Annotated in this window: 12 protein-coding genes and 4 pseudogenes; 4 read left to right on the top strand and 12 right to left on the bottom strand. The window is 67.8% G+C overall.

Translation table 11 applies throughout. The annotated features are described in order from the left end of the window. Positions 1–87: 87 nt before the first annotated feature. From QTQ03_RS01110 to QTQ03_RS01075, 8 genes and pseudogenes are all read right to left on the bottom strand, one after another. Positions 88–642, bottom strand: a complete 555-nt coding sequence (locus QTQ03_RS01110; protein ID WP_289276284.1) for a hypothetical protein — start codon at positions 640–642, stop codon at positions 88–90. A 93-nt stretch (positions 643–735) separates the two neighbouring features. Next, positions 736–1206: a hypothetical protein gene (locus tag QTQ03_RS01105; protein WP_289276283.1), complete on the bottom strand. Its 471-nt coding sequence runs from the start codon at positions 1204–1206 to the stop codon at positions 736–738. A gap of 235 nt (positions 1207–1441) precedes the next feature. Continuing rightward, the gene (locus tag QTQ03_RS01100; RefSeq protein ID WP_289276282.1) at positions 1442–2758 is read right to left on the bottom strand and encodes a DUF1214 domain-containing protein; all 1317 of its coding nucleotides are present in this window, start codon (positions 2756–2758) and stop codon (positions 1442–1444) included. A gap of 546 nt (positions 2759–3304) precedes the next feature. Beyond that, positions 3305–4300: an alpha/beta hydrolase gene (locus tag QTQ03_RS01095; RefSeq protein ID WP_289276281.1), complete on the bottom strand. Its 996-nt coding sequence runs from the start codon at positions 4298–4300 to the stop codon at positions 3305–3307. A gap of 180 nt (positions 4301–4480) precedes the next feature. Beyond that, positions 4481–5020, bottom strand: a pseudogene (locus QTQ03_RS01090) (LGFP repeat-containing protein); the annotation flags it as partial. 496 nt (positions 5021–5516) lie between these two features. Beyond that, on the bottom strand, positions 5517–6554 hold the full coding sequence (locus QTQ03_RS01085) for an LGFP repeat-containing protein (RefSeq protein WP_289276280.1): 1038 nt from the start codon (positions 6552–6554) through the stop codon (positions 5517–5519). Positions 6555–6679: 125 nt separating this feature from the next. Further along, positions 6680–7711, bottom strand: coding sequence for an alpha/beta hydrolase (locus tag QTQ03_RS01080; protein ID WP_502889832.1), 1032 nt, complete (start codon positions 7709–7711; stop codon positions 6680–6682). Between the two features lie 665 nt (positions 7712–8376). After that, the gene (locus QTQ03_RS01075; RefSeq protein ID WP_289276278.1) at positions 8377–8502 is read right to left on the bottom strand and encodes a hypothetical protein; all 126 of its coding nucleotides are present in this window, start codon (positions 8500–8502) and stop codon (positions 8377–8379) included. 239 nt (positions 8503–8741) lie between these two features. On the opposite strand from QTQ03_RS01075, the gene QTQ03_RS01070 reads away from it, so the two are divergent. The 3 genes and pseudogenes from QTQ03_RS01070 to QTQ03_RS01060 form a co-directional block, all read left to right on the top strand. After that, complete coding sequence (locus QTQ03_RS01070) at positions 8742–9584, top strand: transposase family protein (RefSeq protein WP_289276277.1); 843 nt, start codon at positions 8742–8744, stop codon at positions 9582–9584. A 20-nt stretch (positions 9585–9604) separates the two neighbouring features. Continuing rightward, positions 9605–10369: a bestrophin-like domain gene (locus QTQ03_RS01065; RefSeq protein WP_289276276.1), complete on the top strand. Its 765-nt coding sequence runs from the start codon at positions 9605–9607 to the stop codon at positions 10367–10369. 407 nt (positions 10370–10776) lie between these two features. Then, positions 10777–11808: pseudogene (locus QTQ03_RS01060) on the top strand (ISL3 family transposase); the annotation flags it as partial. A 197-nt stretch (positions 11809–12005) separates the two neighbouring features. Here the strand turns inward: QTQ03_RS01060 and QTQ03_RS01055 are convergent. The 3 genes from QTQ03_RS01055 to QTQ03_RS30550 are packed head-to-tail and all read right to left on the bottom strand — an operon-like array spanning position 12006 to position 12687. Continuing rightward, positions 12006–12179, bottom strand: coding sequence for a hypothetical protein (locus QTQ03_RS01055; protein ID WP_289276274.1), 174 nt, complete (start codon positions 12177–12179; stop codon positions 12006–12008). Beyond that, positions 12176–12394 carry a hypothetical protein gene (locus tag QTQ03_RS01050; protein ID WP_155333136.1) on the bottom strand — a complete coding sequence of 73 codons (219 nt, stop codon included), beginning with the start codon at positions 12392–12394 and terminating at the stop codon, positions 12176–12178. Before QTQ03_RS01050 ends, QTQ03_RS01055 begins: the two co-directional genes overlap by 4 nt. Further along, the gene (locus QTQ03_RS30550) at positions 12391–12687 is read right to left on the bottom strand and encodes a hypothetical protein (RefSeq protein WP_502889674.1); all 297 of its coding nucleotides are present in this window, start codon (positions 12685–12687) and stop codon (positions 12391–12393) included. Before QTQ03_RS30550 ends, QTQ03_RS01050 begins: the two co-directional genes overlap by 4 nt. Before the next feature lie 86 nt (positions 12688–12773). On the opposite strand from QTQ03_RS30550, the pseudogene QTQ03_RS01040 reads away from it, so the two are divergent. Then, positions 12774–13775 (top strand): annotated as a pseudogene (locus QTQ03_RS01040) (IS110 family transposase); the annotation flags it as partial. A gap of 19 nt (positions 13776–13794) precedes the next feature. Here QTQ03_RS01040 and QTQ03_RS01035 read toward each other — a convergent pair. Further along, a pseudogene (locus tag QTQ03_RS01035) lies at positions 13795–15211 on the bottom strand (IS3 family transposase). Positions 15212–15262: the final 51 nt, after the last annotated feature.

Genomic DNA, 15262 nt, shown 5'->3' with positions numbered 1-15262 from the left:
CGCCGTTCCCCGGCCGGCTCGAGCCAGTCGAACCCGCTGGCAGCAGACCTGCGACGGCGCTGCCGTCGGCCCGGACAGGGCCCCGTCTCAGGTGTTGGCGGCGGCTGACCCCGGGGGTGGCAGCGGCAGCTCCACGGCGACCACATCCCCGACCCGCACAGCGGAATGCGCCGGTGGCGGCTTTCCGGCCCACGGCGAGCGACTGTGCAACCGACCTCTGCCGGTCGGGTCGGATCGCCCGGTCACCTCACACGTCACCATCAGGATCGGCGGCGGCGGCGCGGTGAACCGGCCGGCCCCCCAGCGCACCCAGACCGGGACCCGGCCCGCCTCCGCCTCGGCGAGCAACTTCCGCCAGGTACGGCGGCGCGTGCCATGATCGACCTCGACGACGATCGGCGGCCCGCCCGGGCGGGCACAGGCCACGTCGAGCACCGACTGCTGCGCGGACATCGGTGGTGGCAGCGGCAGCACGCTGGGCGCCCGTCGGTAGACCCGCCAGCCCTGCTTCTCCGCCCAGCCGGCCACGACGTCGATCAGCCGGGCGGTGACCTGGTCGGTGGTGAGGTCGGAGAAGCTGAGCGCGCCGAGCCGGTCGGCCAGCGACGCCGCCAGCCGCTCCACGTCCTCACCGACCGCCATCGCCGCAGGGTAACCGCGCGCCGTCGGTCCGCGCCAGCGCGTGGTGATCGTGGGCGCCGGGCGAAACCTGCTGCATGCGGACCGGCGGCTTGGCTAGCCGACGCACACGGCATAGATCTCGGCGCCCCAGGTGGCCTTGGTGCCAGCGCCGAGCTCACGCGCGATCAGAGTGCCCGAGGTCAGCGGCTGGCCGGGGAACAGCGCGACCGGGGCGTCCTCGCCAAAGGAGTTGAGCAGGTCCATGCCCAGGCCGTGCACCCTCGTGCCGGACGGGCAGCCGACAGATACCGTCTTGTCGGCCGAGTCGCCCGGCGACACGGCCGGCACCCGCCTCTGGCCCGGTAGTGGGTTGACGCACACCGCGTGGACCTCCAGCGACCACGGGACGGGCGAGGGGACCGCACCGCCGAAGGTGGCCACGGTCACCCCCACCTTGTCCGCCGTCGAATCCGTCGCGCTCCGCGCCGTGACAAAGGTCAGACCCGTCACCGCGTGCGCGGGCGCGGCGGCCCCGGTCGTGGCCGACACCGTGACAGCGGTCAGGATGACCAGCAGGCGCCTCATTTCCCCATGGTGCGGGCACGAGTCCCGCTGTCGCGCACCGAGTCGCCGACCCGACTCCCGCGACCTGTGAGGACTGGCGGGGTGCAGAACAACCCCTTGCGCGCCGTGTTGCCGCACGGCGCCTGAGCACCCGCTCGTTCGATCAACCCGGGTAGCCGGAGGACTGTGCCCTCCGGCTACCCGGCCCTTGCCTGGTAGCCGGAGCCCAGGCCGCAAGAGTCAGGACCGACGGTGCCTACCGCGTCGCCTGGATGCTCGGTGGAACGTACGTGCCGGCGGCGACACTTCCCTCGGGACCATAGACCCGGAGCATGACGTTGAAGGGCCCCGCCGGGACCGGGAGCCAGTTGGCCTTGTCCACCCCGGCGGGCGGAAAGGCGCACATGTAGATCGACAGCGATCCGTCGGAGTTGGTCTTCAAGCCAGGCGTGTAACTGCCCACAAGATACTTGCTGGCGATGTTCGGAACCAGGGTCACTCCGTCCGGGGTGTACGCGGTGACCGACCAGAACATGCCGGCCGGCGGAATCTGATCCTTCGGAAAGGTCAGGACGTAGCCCCTACCACGGGCATCGAGTTGCGCGCCCGTACCATCAGCGAACGCGTGATAATACGCGGCCCGGCTGATGTCGTTACCAAACTGGATGTACTCGGTGATCGACGCCCGGTCGAGGTAGCTGGTGCCCCAGTTGCCAATGTCGCGGAAGTGGATCCACTGGTTCTCGTCGGTGTTGTCGAGGTAGTTGTCCACGATCGCGGAGTGCGCTTCCTGGGCTCCCTCAACAAACCTGGCCTCTTGCTCGGGCGTGACGTCTCCGTCGTCGAACAGGCCGTCGAAGGTGTCCGACAGCTCCTTGGTGTTTCCCGTCAGCGGCGGCGTCGACGGATCATGCACGGCCGCCTGCAGCTGCTCAAGAAATGCCATGGGATCATCCGCGATGATGTTGTCGGCCTTGAGCTTGTAGCTCTGGGCAAACAGCACCGTCGGCTTGACCCTCGTGGCGCCGAACGACGGATCCCGCTGATAGTCGGCGAGGCTGGCCAAGCGCAGTGACCGCCGGAACTCGTCGGCCAGCTCGACCTGGTCCGTGCCATCGGGAGCGTATTTCGGAGCCCGAACGGTCCACATGGTGAGGGCGTCCGGGAGTCGGACCTGGGTGACTCCCGCGGGCAGTCCGCCTGGCCAGTCGCTGGTGGTCAGTGCGTAGGCGCCGGGCTTCATGTCGGGGCCAGCTGGTTTGATCACATTTCCGTAGACGTCCGTGACCAGCAGCGAGTACGAGGACACCGTGGTGCTCGGGATCGTCAGGACGACCGGCTGCGCGGAGACGTCTACCCATGACTGGGCGTACAGGGTGTCATCGTTCGGCGCCACGACCGACCGGAACAGCGGACTCATCTTCTTCGGGGCGAGCAGGGTGTTGCGCTGGATCAGCGATCCCTGCCGGTGAGTGAACCATCGAGGGTAGAACGTCTCGACATAGGCCGTCGTCGTTTCGAGTATCGGCGAGCCGCTCGGCGTCGCCGCCCGGGCGGGCCCGTTGACGGACACCACACCCAGTCCAACCACAAGCACTGCGCTCAGCGCTCTCGTCGCCCGCCGCAGGGAATGATTCCTTCGGGTCAAGGCGTTACCCCTTTCATTACACGTCAAGGGCCGGCCGACCGCGGCGCCAGCCCGATCAGCCATCGACGTCGCAGGCTACGCACCGAAGATGAAAAACCCTTGTGAATGTGGTCAGTCATCGACTGATGACTGACGGGGCAACGCGGTCCACGGCTGCCAGCGGTTCCCTGATCGTCGCGATGATCCGCAGCCGCGGGCATTCCCGCGCAGTCGATGGACGACCGCCGCCGACCCGGTCACGTGCTCGCCGGGTCCGGCTGCGCCCGGCTGGGGGCGTGCTCCCGCAACAACCCAGAGACTCGGCTGCACGTCGTGCAGCTCGGACTGGTCCGCGCCAGGTCGATACTGGAACGGGCCGGGCGGTGCACCGCCGCCGTCACGGCGAGAGCCTTCGAAGTGCGGGGGCGGGTCAGCCGCCGCGCGATTCTGGTCTGGCGCAGCGGCAGACCGACCCGCCGGTGTGCTGCCTGGTCAACCAGCTCGGCGCAGGCGTCCCAACATTCCGTTGAGATCGTCAATGAACATGTCGTGCCGGAAGAAGTGGCCTCCTGGCACTTCGCGCCCTTCGTGGGGGATGCCGGCTTGGCTGAGGGCGGCGCGGAACTCGCGTTGTCCGGCGAGCACCTGCGTCTCGTTGGCGACGTCGAACCAGTTGATTGGTTCTGGTGCGGTGCCGGCGACCAGGAAGACTCGTTTGTGATGGTAGCTCGGGATACGCTCCATCGGGTTGTCGGCGCTGATCCGAGCCTGGTCGAACACGGGAGCTCCGTAGACTGTGCCGCCTCCGAGTTCCTTGGCGGCGGAGGTGAGGTTGGCCCAGTGCACGACGAGGTGGCCGTCTCGGCGCAGGCTGGCCGGCCCGGAGTGGGAGCTGACAGAGCAGAAGTGCCCGTAGTACTTGGCGGCGTACTTCAGCGCGCCGAAGCCACCCATCGAGAAGCCCGCGACCGCACGCCCGTCGTACTCGGCGAAGGTGCGGAAGTTCGCGTCGATCCACGGCAGCAGTTGGGACATGTGGAAGGTCTCCCAGTCCCGCGGACCAACGAGGCTGTTGACCGGGTTGCAGTACCAGCCGGTGCCCCCGTCGGGCATGACCACGATGATCTCCCGTCCCGCGGTCAGGTTGATGATGTTCTCGTGCATATGAAACTGGCGGAAGTCCTGCGCACCGCCGTGCAGCAGGTACAGCACCGGGTAGCGCTTGCCGCTGGTGTGGTAGCCGTCCGGTAGCAGCACGTTCACCGCAGGGTCCCAGCCGATCGCGTCGGTGGCGAAGCGGTAGTACTGGAGCCGGCCGCCGTGGTTGTTGGGAGGGCTGACGACACGCAGCCCGAACCCGTCCACGGCGGCCCGCGCGGCGGTCGGTGCGGTAAGTGCGCCGCCGAACGCCCCGGCGGCGGCCACGGCGGCCGCACCGGTGAGCAGGCGGCGCCGGCTGACGGGCACAGGCGGATGATGAACAGTCACTGTTGGTCTCCCCAGGTCGGTGGTTCGGGATTCTTGGCTCGCTGGCGGTGCGTCGGCGCCGGCTGGATGCCGGCGTCGCCGTGAGCACCCGCTGCGGACAGTCCGGCTACGGATCTCAGCCGCCTCCACGGTGGCCGCTGCTCGCTCACGTGGCCGTTGGCCACATGCGGTGCAGGCACGTCAGTTGGTGGTGGTCCAGGTGCCCTTGTCCGGGTGCCAGTGAATGGTGCCCTGCTGGAAGCGTTGGTACTTCCCGCCGCCGGTCTCGTCGAGTTCGTCAGTGAGCGGGTAGCCCAGGACGCTCTCGTGGCCGGCAGCGTGGAAGGCGTCGTAGATGGCGCCGTGGACGGTGTGCGTACCGGTCTGTGGTGACCACAGGAACAGCCCACGCTCGAAGAACTGGAAGCGGCCCCGGGTTCCGTCGGGCGCTCGCGCGGCATCCGCCTCGTCCATCGTGGGAAAGCCCCAGCGTCGTTCCGCGTCGGTGGCCCAGAACGTGGTGAGGATGTCGCCGTAGATCGCGTGGGCGACATCCGGACGCCAGAGGATGATTCCGTTCTGGAACTGCTGGAACCGGCCACCCAGCATGGCATCGCGCTCGCCACGAACTGGCGGCCCCAATACGCTGCCCGGCCCACCCATGCTGTCGTACTTGGCCGCGATCGTGCCGTACGGCATAAGGTCGTCCAACTGGTGGTAACGACGGGGCGAGAATCCGCGGAGCCCATTGCTCCACACCCGCTCCTCGGCTACCTGCCCGACGTCATACTCCTCGCGGACCACCGGCTGCGTGTGCGCCGGGTCCGCCCAGCGGACGAACAACGCCACATGGTGCGTACCGTTGGGGTCCGCGTCGTCCCGGAGCAGCGCGTCACCGGGTTGCAGGTCGTCGGTGGGGATCGGGAAGGTGACATCCCACAACATCCAGGTGGTGAGAGACCTTTCGAGGTTCCAGGCCATCGACACGAAGCCCGAACAGTCCGGGCGGTAGCAGCCAAACTGATTGTTGTGGCAGCCGGTCCAACTGTACGGCACCCGCTCGGCGATCCACGACCAGGATCGTTCCATTACCTCCCCTCGTCCGATCCTCCCGCCGGGCTCTGATGCGCTCGCGGCCGGCGCCGTGGACACCAGAAGCCCGATCGTTGTTGCCAGCATCAGCGTCGCCGCCCCGATCAGGCGTTTGAACAGCATCGGCCTCATGGCTCTTTCCCCGTCAGTTGGTGGTGGTCCAGGTGCCCTTGTCCGGGTGCCAGTGAATGGTGCCCTGCTGGAAGCGTTGGTACTTCCCGCCGCCGGTCTCGTCGAGTTCGTCAGTGAGCGGGTAGCCCAGGACGCTCTCGTGGCCGGCAGCGTGGAAGGCGTCGTAGATGGCGCCGTGGACGGTGTGCGTACCGGTCTGTGGTGACCACAGGAACAGCCCACGCTCGAAGAACTGGAAGCGGCCCCGGGTTCCGTCGGGCGCTCGCGCGGCATCCGCCTCGTCCATCGTGGGAAAGCCCCAGCGTCGTTCCGCGTCGGTGGCCCAGAACGTGGTGAGGATGTCGCCGTAGATCGCGTGGGCGACATCCGGACGCCAGAGGATGATTCCGTTCTGGAACTGCTGGAACCGGCCACCCAGCAGGGCGTCCTCTTCGGCGCGGATCGGCTGGCCGAGCACGCCGCCCGCTCCGCCCATGCTGTGGTACTTGGTACCGATCGTGCCGTACGGCTGGAAGGCCTCCTCCCGTAGGGCTCGGGCGACTCCCTCCGCCTGGTCGTACCGCAACGGGTAGGCGGAGCGTTGCACAGCCTGGGCGAGCTGGCCGGCCGTGCTGCCCTCCATCCCTGGCTCCATCTGCTGGGCTACCTCGAAGAACCTGTTCGCCGCGTAACTGACGTCCAGACATTGATCGGGCTCACACCATCCCTGGGAGGGACGCTGCTGGAAGACACCGAGCGAGTCCCGGTCGCCGCACGCCAGGTTGTTCATCCGGGACTCGACCCAGCCCGCCTCGAAGCCGGCGAGCATGACCTTGTCCGACACACCCCGACGCTGGCCCACCTCGTAGACCTTCCGGGTGACCGCGATGTCCCGCTCCGGCGGGATGTAGCAAAACGCCGAGGCCGGATCGGTGTGGTTCAGGGGGCCGGGAATACCCTCGGGGCCCTGTGCCCGCGCCGGGCCACCCAGGGCGATGGCGGCGGCGAGGGATGTCACCGCCAGCAAAACCGTGATCCCTGGTCTAGCCCGCCGAATGCCGACGTCGCTCATGGGGAATCCTCCTCTGCTCGGGCTTGTCACGGGGAATAGAGTTGCGCGGATACGGGTCGACGTCGTGGTGCCGAGGTTGGTGCGACGGCTGTCTGCTGGTCCGTGCCCGTCCGGCCGAAGTGGTGTCAGTTCGCTGAGGCAAAGGAAGCCTCGAGTCGGGGGACGTAGTCGGCGATGGCGGGGGCCCAGCATTCGTAGTTGTGTCCGCCGTCGCAGGTGGGGGCCAGCGCGGAGCCGTCTCCGTAGTTGACGACACGGCTGGGGATTCCCAGCCCGGTGAGACGGTCCTCGACGGTACTGGTGGCGATCGCGGTGAAGTGGTCGATGGCACCTTGGTCGCCGGTGTAGAGCGTGACGTCGGTTTCGGCGAGCCTCGCCAGATTTGCCGGGGCTGCCGGGTTGACCGCGTTCCAGATCCGGTCGGCGTTGAAGATGGGGTACGGGGAGCCGAAGATCGCGTCACTGTCCACGTACGGGCCGTGGTCGGCACACTGGCCGGATGGGACGGAGCTGCACAGCGGGCCCGTAAGGCTGAGCTCCATCGCCAAGACGATCGCGCGGATCTCCGCCATGCCGAAATCGATGCCGCCGGACAGGACGGCGACATGGCCGAACAGGTCGGGACGGGCCTCGGCGTAGTGCAGAGATCCGTATCCGCCCATCGACAGGCCGATGACGGCTCGGTGACTTCTGTCGGTGAGAGTGCGTAGATTAGCGTCGATGTATGGGATGACCTGGTTGGTGTGGAAGGTTTCCCAGTTGGCCGCGCCCAGTGCGGTGTTCTGCATGACCCAGTCGGCGTACCAGCCCTTCCGGCCGCCGTCCGGCGCCACGGTGATCATCGAATTCGAGCGCAGCGCCGGGGCGGCGGCGGCATCGTCCGGGCTGCCACTTCCGCCGTGCAGGAAGTACGCGACGGGCCACCGCCGGCCGGGGTCTGTGGCGTAGTCGGCGGGGAGGAAAATACGGATCTTGTGCTGGCCGGACAGCTGACCGGTGGTAACAGTGATCGTGAAGTCGGTGCTGGAGTGCACCTCACTGCCGACCAGGGTCAGGCCGTAGCCGTCGGTGAAGCTCGGGATCTCTGGCGGGTCGGCGTGTGCGACCGAGCCCGCAAACCCGGTCATGGCCACCACCGCCGCTGTCGCGGCGGCCATTGCGCTGCGCACGATCGCGCCGGTCCGGCGGATGGATAACAGGGGTCCCATGGGGCACGTTCCTTCCGGCAGGGAATGGTCGGTTCGGTTGGCGGGCTGCATGGACTGACCGAGGCTCAGGAAAGTGGACGATCCGCGGGCAATCGGCTGCTACTGGCTTGCTTGGTGTCGGGCCGGCTGCTACTGGCTTGCTTGGTGTCGGGCCTCGGTGTGCGCGGGCGGGCGATCACCGTCGTTTCGTCGTTGGACAGATGCGGCGCCTGCCCGCCGGACGTCGGTGGAGCGCCCCACCCCGTGCCGGCGCGTCGGCCAGGCGCCACCGACGATGGTGTCCGCACAGGTCGGACGACAGGCCACCGCACCGGCCATATGTGGCCGGCCGGCCACGGCAGGGATGATCAGCGGGCGTGCCCCGGCCGACGACAACTCAGGTGGAGTGTTCAGCGAATTGTCGCGGGGTGCCGACCTCGACGGAGGGGGGCGCGCATCTGCTGGAGGTCGGGTAGAGCACGACGTCGAGCGATACGCCGTACGGGTGTCCCGATCGCGGATCGAGCCCGGGTCCGGTTGACACGGCTGCTGCGGTGGGGCACGTCTCGATCGATCACGTACTCGGTCGGGGATGAGGATGGCGACACCACAGCTTGGCGGCGGAAAGGCGATGATCACATGCCGTCCCGCACGAACAGCCCCAGGCCGTAGCCGAGCCTCGACTCCGGCCTGAGCATCTCGGCCAGCGGCGGGCCGGCCGACTCGCTGCCGGTCCGCCGCCCCAGCAACTCCCTCACCATGTCGCGAGACGTCCCTCGACTGGGGCGACAGACTGGCATACTTCACGCATCAGACCAGAAATCGTACTTGTCCTACAAGGAGCGGTCACATGCGCGACTGAGCTGATCTCAGCGACGCGAATGTGTTGATTGGTACGACACGGGCGAACCGGGTCACGCCGGACGGTGCTGGAAGTGGGCGTGGAGCCATCGATAGACAGGTCTTTGCGACAAGATCCACGTCTTCGAGAGGGCTCCACGTGATTGCCTATCGTGCCATGGTCGACGTCCCCAGGGAACTCGTGCAGTACCTCGGCCGGCTGCTTGCCGCGCAACGCCGAGCCAAGGGGACACGGCGCGACACCCGCGCGTTGACCTGCTTCTACCAGGCACTCCTGGTGCTCGTCTGGTTCCGCAAAGGCGAGGACGCGACCCTGCTGGGCGCCGGGTTCGGCATCTCCCGGGCCACTGCGTACCGGTATATGGCCGAGGGTGTCGCAGTGTTGGCCGCGCAGGCCCAGGATCTACACACAGCCCTGCGCCGGGTCGCCGACGACGGCTGGTCGTACGTGATCCTGGACGGAAAGCTGTTCGACTGCGACCGGGTGGCCGAGACCACCCTCAGCGTCAAGGGCGACACGATCGACGCCTGGTATTCCGGCAAGCATCGTGACTTCGGCGGAAACGTTCAAGCGGTCATGCGCCCGGACGGCCTGCCGGTGTGGACCTCCGCGGCGATGCCGGGGCATCTGCACGATCTGACCTGCGCCCAACAGCAGGGCATCACGGCTGCCCTGAACTGGGCCGCCTCCGAACTCGACCTGCCTACCCTGGCCGACTCCGGTTACGAAGGCGCAGGTCAAGGCGTCAAAGTCCCGGTCAAGCAGCCCACCGACGGGCAGCGGCTCGCTCCCGACAACCGCGCCTACAACCGGCTGCTACGCGGACTGCGCTGGCAGGGCGAACGCGGCTTCGCGATCCTGGTCGGACGCTGGAAAACCCTCCGGCATACCACCGCCAGCCCACACCGGATCAGCGACATCCTCGCCGCCGCACTCCACCTGACCCATTTCGAGTACAAGTACCTACCGCAAAGTCGCTGAGATTACTTCACTGGGCCATTATGGTGCCAGCTTGGGCGCTGTTCCTCATTTTCCTGGCATTCTCGACCGGAATAGCCGTGTTGGGCGTACGGCTGCTGCATGAACGAGTCAAACGAGGGGTCGGCGTCGAGCCGACATGGCTGACCCTCATCACCCACACCATCATGGTCGCCGGCACGTTCTACGCACTCCTGCTCGTCCTGACCGCCTTTTCCGTGTATGAGACATACGCCCAGGCCGGCCTTTCGGTCGCGACGGAGGCGGCGGACATGGGCGCACTCTACCGCGTGGTATCCGAGTATCCGGAGCCTACTCGAAGTCAACTTCAAAGCCTGTTGCGCGAATATTCCGAATACATGGTCAACGAAGCGTGGCCAGCCTACCAGCGAGGCGACAGCGTGAAGGGCGACCTGGAGGTGGAAAACGAGATCTCACACATCATGCTCAACTTCACTCCAAATTCGGACAAGGAACAACAGCTGAGCAACCTCGCCCTGTCGGAACTCGAGAAATGGAGCGAGGCCCGCCAGATCCGATACACGTACGCCACTGCCGCACTCCCATCGACGTTGTGGTTCGCCCTCCTGTTCGGTGCGGTGGTCGTCATCCTCCTGTCGTGCCTCCTCCCGACCCAGACGCGTCACGCTCACCTGATCCTCGTATGCGCCGTCGCGGGAATGATCTCCCTGCTACTGTTCGTCGTCGAGTCGGTGGACGAGCCCTTCAGGGGGCCGATAGTCGTATCCGCGGACCCCTACAAGGAGGTAGCAAAAGACTTCGCATAACGCACCCGCTGGAAGCTGAACGTGCGGCAAGCGCCACCGGCCCATGTCCACATACCCGCACCCGCACCCGCACCCGCACCCGCACCACAATCCCAATGAGGAAGCTACCGCCGTCCGGCACCCACTTCGAATACCGGTCAGCGGGCGTCTCGCACACCACCACTTGGACCCCTTGACCAGGCCCTTGGCCGGCGCGCCGAAAACACCGTTCGCGTTGCCGGCCACCACCGATCACGATTCTGGTAGCGGTCAACGGTGCGGAAGGTACGCCGGTAGGTCTCCGGGGTACGCCGACGGTGCGGTTGAAGTGTCGGCGTAGCGTCGTGGCGGTTCCCATGCCAGCCGCCTGGGCGATGGCGTCGATGCTGTTCTCGGTGTTCTCCAGCAGTTCCTGGGCCCGGCGGATCCGCTGCGTTGACGTCCTATCCGACCGCACCGCCGACACCCTCGCCGCATGGCTACGCGGACACCCTGGGGTCCAGGTCATCTGCCGGGACCGTGGTGGCAGCTACGCCGACGGCGTCCGCAAGGGCGCACCCGACGCGGTGCAGGTCGCCGACCGGTGGCACTTGCTGAAGAACCTCAGCGACACCGTCGAGAAGGTCGTCCGTGGGCACCGCCGCTGCCTGCGGGAACGTAGCGGTCCGATACCTGCCCTGGCTACGCCTCCTCCGGTCGAGCCGGTCAGGACAGGACGACGCGCGGCGAACACCCACCAGCGTCACGCGGCCGTGCACGCCCTGCGGGCCGAAGGACTGTCGATCAAGGCGACCGCGCGTCGGCTCGACATGAACGTCAGAACCGCCCGCAAGTACGCCCACGCCGCCACCGCCGAGGCGTTGATCGGCCCGAACGCCAGCAGCCGCCCCAGCATCCTCGCCCCGTTCCACGCCTACCTGCGGCAACGCCTCACCGACGGCGTCCACGAGGCAGCCGCCCTGTACGCCGAGATCCTGGCCCGCCGCTTCCAGGGCAGCCTGCGCGTGCTGCGGGACTGGCTGTCCACGAACCGCACCCGCCCTACCCCTGTGACCGTCCAGTTGCCGTCCGCCCGGCGGATCACCGCCTGGATCATGCGCCCCGGCCACAAACTCACCGACGACGACCGCACCGACCTCGCTGACGCCCGGGGTCGCTGCCCGGACCTCGACACCGTCGCCGAACTCGCCCGCGGATTCGCCGCACTGGTCCGCCACCAAGGCACCGGACAGCAATTCGACGCCTGGATCGACCGCGCCCGGCACGCCGGATATCCCGAGCTACGCGGCTTCGCCGCCGGCCTGGCCAACGACCGCGACGCCGTCGTCGCCGGACTCACTCAACCCTGGAGCTCAGGCCCCGTCGAGGGCCACGTCAACCGCATCAAGACCATCAAACGGCAGATGTACGGCCGCGCGAACCTCGACCTCCTCCGCAAACGCGTCCTCGCCACCCCATGAGCTGCCGTCAAGATCAATCACAGAATGTGTGCCAGAGCCAGTTCCAGTCCGCCGTTGACAACCAGTGACCTCTTCGGTGTGAACTCTCGGCGAGCGGGTCGGATCGGGCTTGATGCGAGGTCAAACGGCCTGCTGGCGCGCTTCTCGGCTCGGTTCGGCTGGCACGGTTGCTGTACTTCGCTGCTGTACTGCTGGCATCAGACGAGGCGCCGGATGCGGACCTTCGGGCGTTCCCTCTTGAGGTGGCCCTGCTTGTGCTGGCGGACCTGTTCGTCCCAGACTTCCTGGTCGTAGTCCGGGTCCGGTGGGATCCACTTGTGGGAGCCGTCGCTGTAGTGGAATTTCTCGTCCCCTGGGCGCAGGATGCTCACCGCAGCCAGCCGAGGAAGCGTTGATGCAGTGCCCCCGCCGGCACCCAGGTCAGGTCTTCGGAGGCACGCACCAGTTGGGCGCCCAGGTAGAGGGCCAGGGAAATCGGAGCGCCGTCGAACTCCGCACGCAGCTCGCGCTGCCGGGTACGGCAGGGCCAGGGCGCATCGCAGCCACCACAGCTCCAGATCGGCAGCACCGGACCGTGCGTGGTCATGCGTTGCCTCCGAGCAACGCCGCCGTCAGGGACCGCGCCTGCCGGCTGGTCGCCCAATCCACCTGCCAGCACGGGTACGGCGTCAGCCGCGACCACCACGCCCGACAGCCGGTGCACAGGCCGTCCTTGCCCGGCAGATGCACGACCAGGATCCGCTGCTCCGCCTCGTTGCTGATGGCATTACCTTCGATCATCAGAGGTCCCCTTCCGGGAACGCTTTCGCTGCTTGTCCCTTGAGGACTGAGATGAGACGGCGTCCCGGGAGGGTGGCCTTGAAGGCCCGACGCCCACAAGGGTGTCGTCCCGCGAGGACTGGTCCATCAGCACGGCGCCGCGCCTTCACCGGATACGCACTGTTACGACGCGAAGGGGTGATGCGGTGCTGGGAGTTGGTATCGACTGGGCGGAGGACTTCCACCTGGTCGCCGTGGGCCGTCCGGGTGAGGGCGTGGTCGAGGTGGCCCGGGTGGAGCACACCCCGGCCGCGGTGGAGGCGTTGGTTGCCCGCATCGCCGGGTTGGAGGCGGACCCGGCCGAGGTGCGGGTGGTTATCGAGACCCGCCACGGGCTGCTGGTCGAGGCGCCGGTCGACGCCGGGTACACGGTGTTGCCGGTCAACCCGGATCTGGTGGCCCGCCGGCGTGGGCCGGCGCGCAAGAAGGACGACGCCGAGGACGCGCGCATCGCCTGCCTGCTGGCTCTGGACCAGTACACCGAGCTGCGCGCCCTGGTCCCGCACGGACAGTTGGCCGGGGAGCTGCGGGCGATCGCCCGTGACGACGTGCGCGCCGCCCGTGACGAACGCAGGCTGCTCAACCGGCTGCGCGCCGACTTGGCCGCCACGTTCCCCGCCGCTATGGTCCTCGCCGGTGACGACCTGGGCAGCCCGGTCGTGCTCAAGCTGCTGCAACGCTGGCCCACCGCCGGAGAGTTGGCTGCCGCCGGCCGTGAGGAGGTCGAGGCCCTGGCTCGGCAGGCCAAGCATGGTTGGCCGCAGCGGTTCGCCGACCGCGTCACCCAGGCCCTGGCCGGTGACCACTTCCAGGCCCGCGACTACCTCGTCCGCGCCAAGGCCGACACCATCCGGCTGGCCTGCGCCCAGTTGCTGCTGCTGCGCGAGCAACGCCGCAGCTGGGAACGACGCATGGGTGAACTGCTGCTCGGCGATCGGCGCCGAGGACGCACCAAACAGCCCGGTGATGACCGGGGACCGGCGGTGCCTGGCGGCGAGATCTACCTCAGCTTTCCAGGGCTCGGAGATCGACTCGCCGCCAGGATCGCCGGTGAAATCGGCGACGCGATCGGACAGTTCGACACACCGAACGCGCTGCAATGCTACGCCGGCAAGGCCCCAGTCACCCGCCGCTCCGGAAGGTGTCAACCTTTTTGGGGCGGTCGGTTCAGGGGTTCGTTGACTGAGTCGTGGTGTCCTCGGGCTTGTTGATCCACGCGGTGGTGGGCAGGGCGGGTGGTTGCGGGATGCCGCGGACGAATCGTTCGGGGTTGCGGGTGTAGGCGGCGGTCAGGACGTCGGCGCGGACATCGCGGACCTGCCGGGCGTGGCCGTGGTGGACGTCGTGTGGGGTGTGCCAGCCGATGCCGGAGTGCCGGTGGATGGTGTTGTACCAGGTGAAGAAGGCGCGGCAGTGAGCTCGGGCGTCCTGGACGCTGCCGAAGCGGTCGGGGAAGTCGGGCCGGTACTTCAGGGTCTTGAACTGGGCCTCGGAGAACGGGTTGTCGTTGCTGCACCTGGGCCGGGAGTGGGACTTGGTCACGCCGAGGTCGGCCATCATCTGCGCGACCGTCTTGGACGCCATTGAGGTGCCGCGGTCGGCGTGGATGGTCAACTGCTCACGCGCGACGCCCTGCTTGGTGATCGCGTCGGACAGCAGCCGTTCGGCCAGGGCGGCGTCCTCGCGCTCGGCGAGCAGCCACGCGACGGTGTAACGGCTGTAGATGTCGATCCGCTGTAGAGGTGGTAGAAGTCCCGCTTGGCCGGGCCGCGCAGCTTGGTGATGTCCCACGACCACACGCGATTGGGGGCGTCGGCGATCAGTTCGGGCTTGACCTTCGGCGGGTGCACCGCGTGACGGCGGCGCTCCCTGACTTCGCCGTGGGCACGCAGGATCCGGTACATGCTCGACACCGACGCCACGTACACGCCCTCGTCGAGGAGGGTGTGGTAGACGGCCGCGGGGGCCATGTCGGCGAAGTCCGGGCTGTTGAGCAACGCCCGGACGCTGTCACGCTCGGCTGCGCTCAGGGCACGTGGCTGCGGCCTGGGTTCACGCCCCGGCCGCGGTGGCGCAGGCGTCTGGCGGTGCCGGCGGTAATGGTTGGCCTGCGGCCGGCCGGTGGCTCGGCACGCCGTCCGGATGCCGATCAGCGGCGTCAGTTCGGTGATCGCAGCGTCGATCATGGTGTCGGCTCGCTCCCGCTGTGCTGGCTGTCGGTCGCGAGTTGCCCCAACAGCGCGGAGAGTTTTCCCTGCACCTCGATCACCTTGCGGGCCTTGTCCAACTCGGCGCGCAGCCGCTCGTTGTCTGCCCGCAACCGGGCTGCCTCCAGCACCGCCGGATCGGTCTTCGGCCGCCCGGCCGGCTTGGCCAGGGCCTCGCGGGCGCCGGCGTCACGCTGATGCTTCCACGCCGCGAGCAGCGACGTGTACAGGCCTTCCCGACGAAGCAGGGCGCCCTTGCCGGCCTTATCGAGGGTCTCGTACTCGGCCAGGATCCGCGCCTTGTACGCGGCGGTGTATGTCCTTGTTCGGGGCTTTGCTGGTACCTCGGGGTCGGGCACCGGGTGATGCGATGTCACGGGGGTGGATCTCCTTGCACGCCCTCACGGGTCAGAGTTTCAGCAGGTCAA

The organism is Micromonospora sp. WMMA1363 (genome assembly GCF_030345795.1).
GTDB lineage: Bacteria > Actinomycetota > Actinomycetes > Mycobacteriales > Micromonosporaceae > Micromonospora.
Note: the sequence above shows the minus strand (reverse complement) of the source record. Positions and strands in the feature narration are given on the sequence as shown.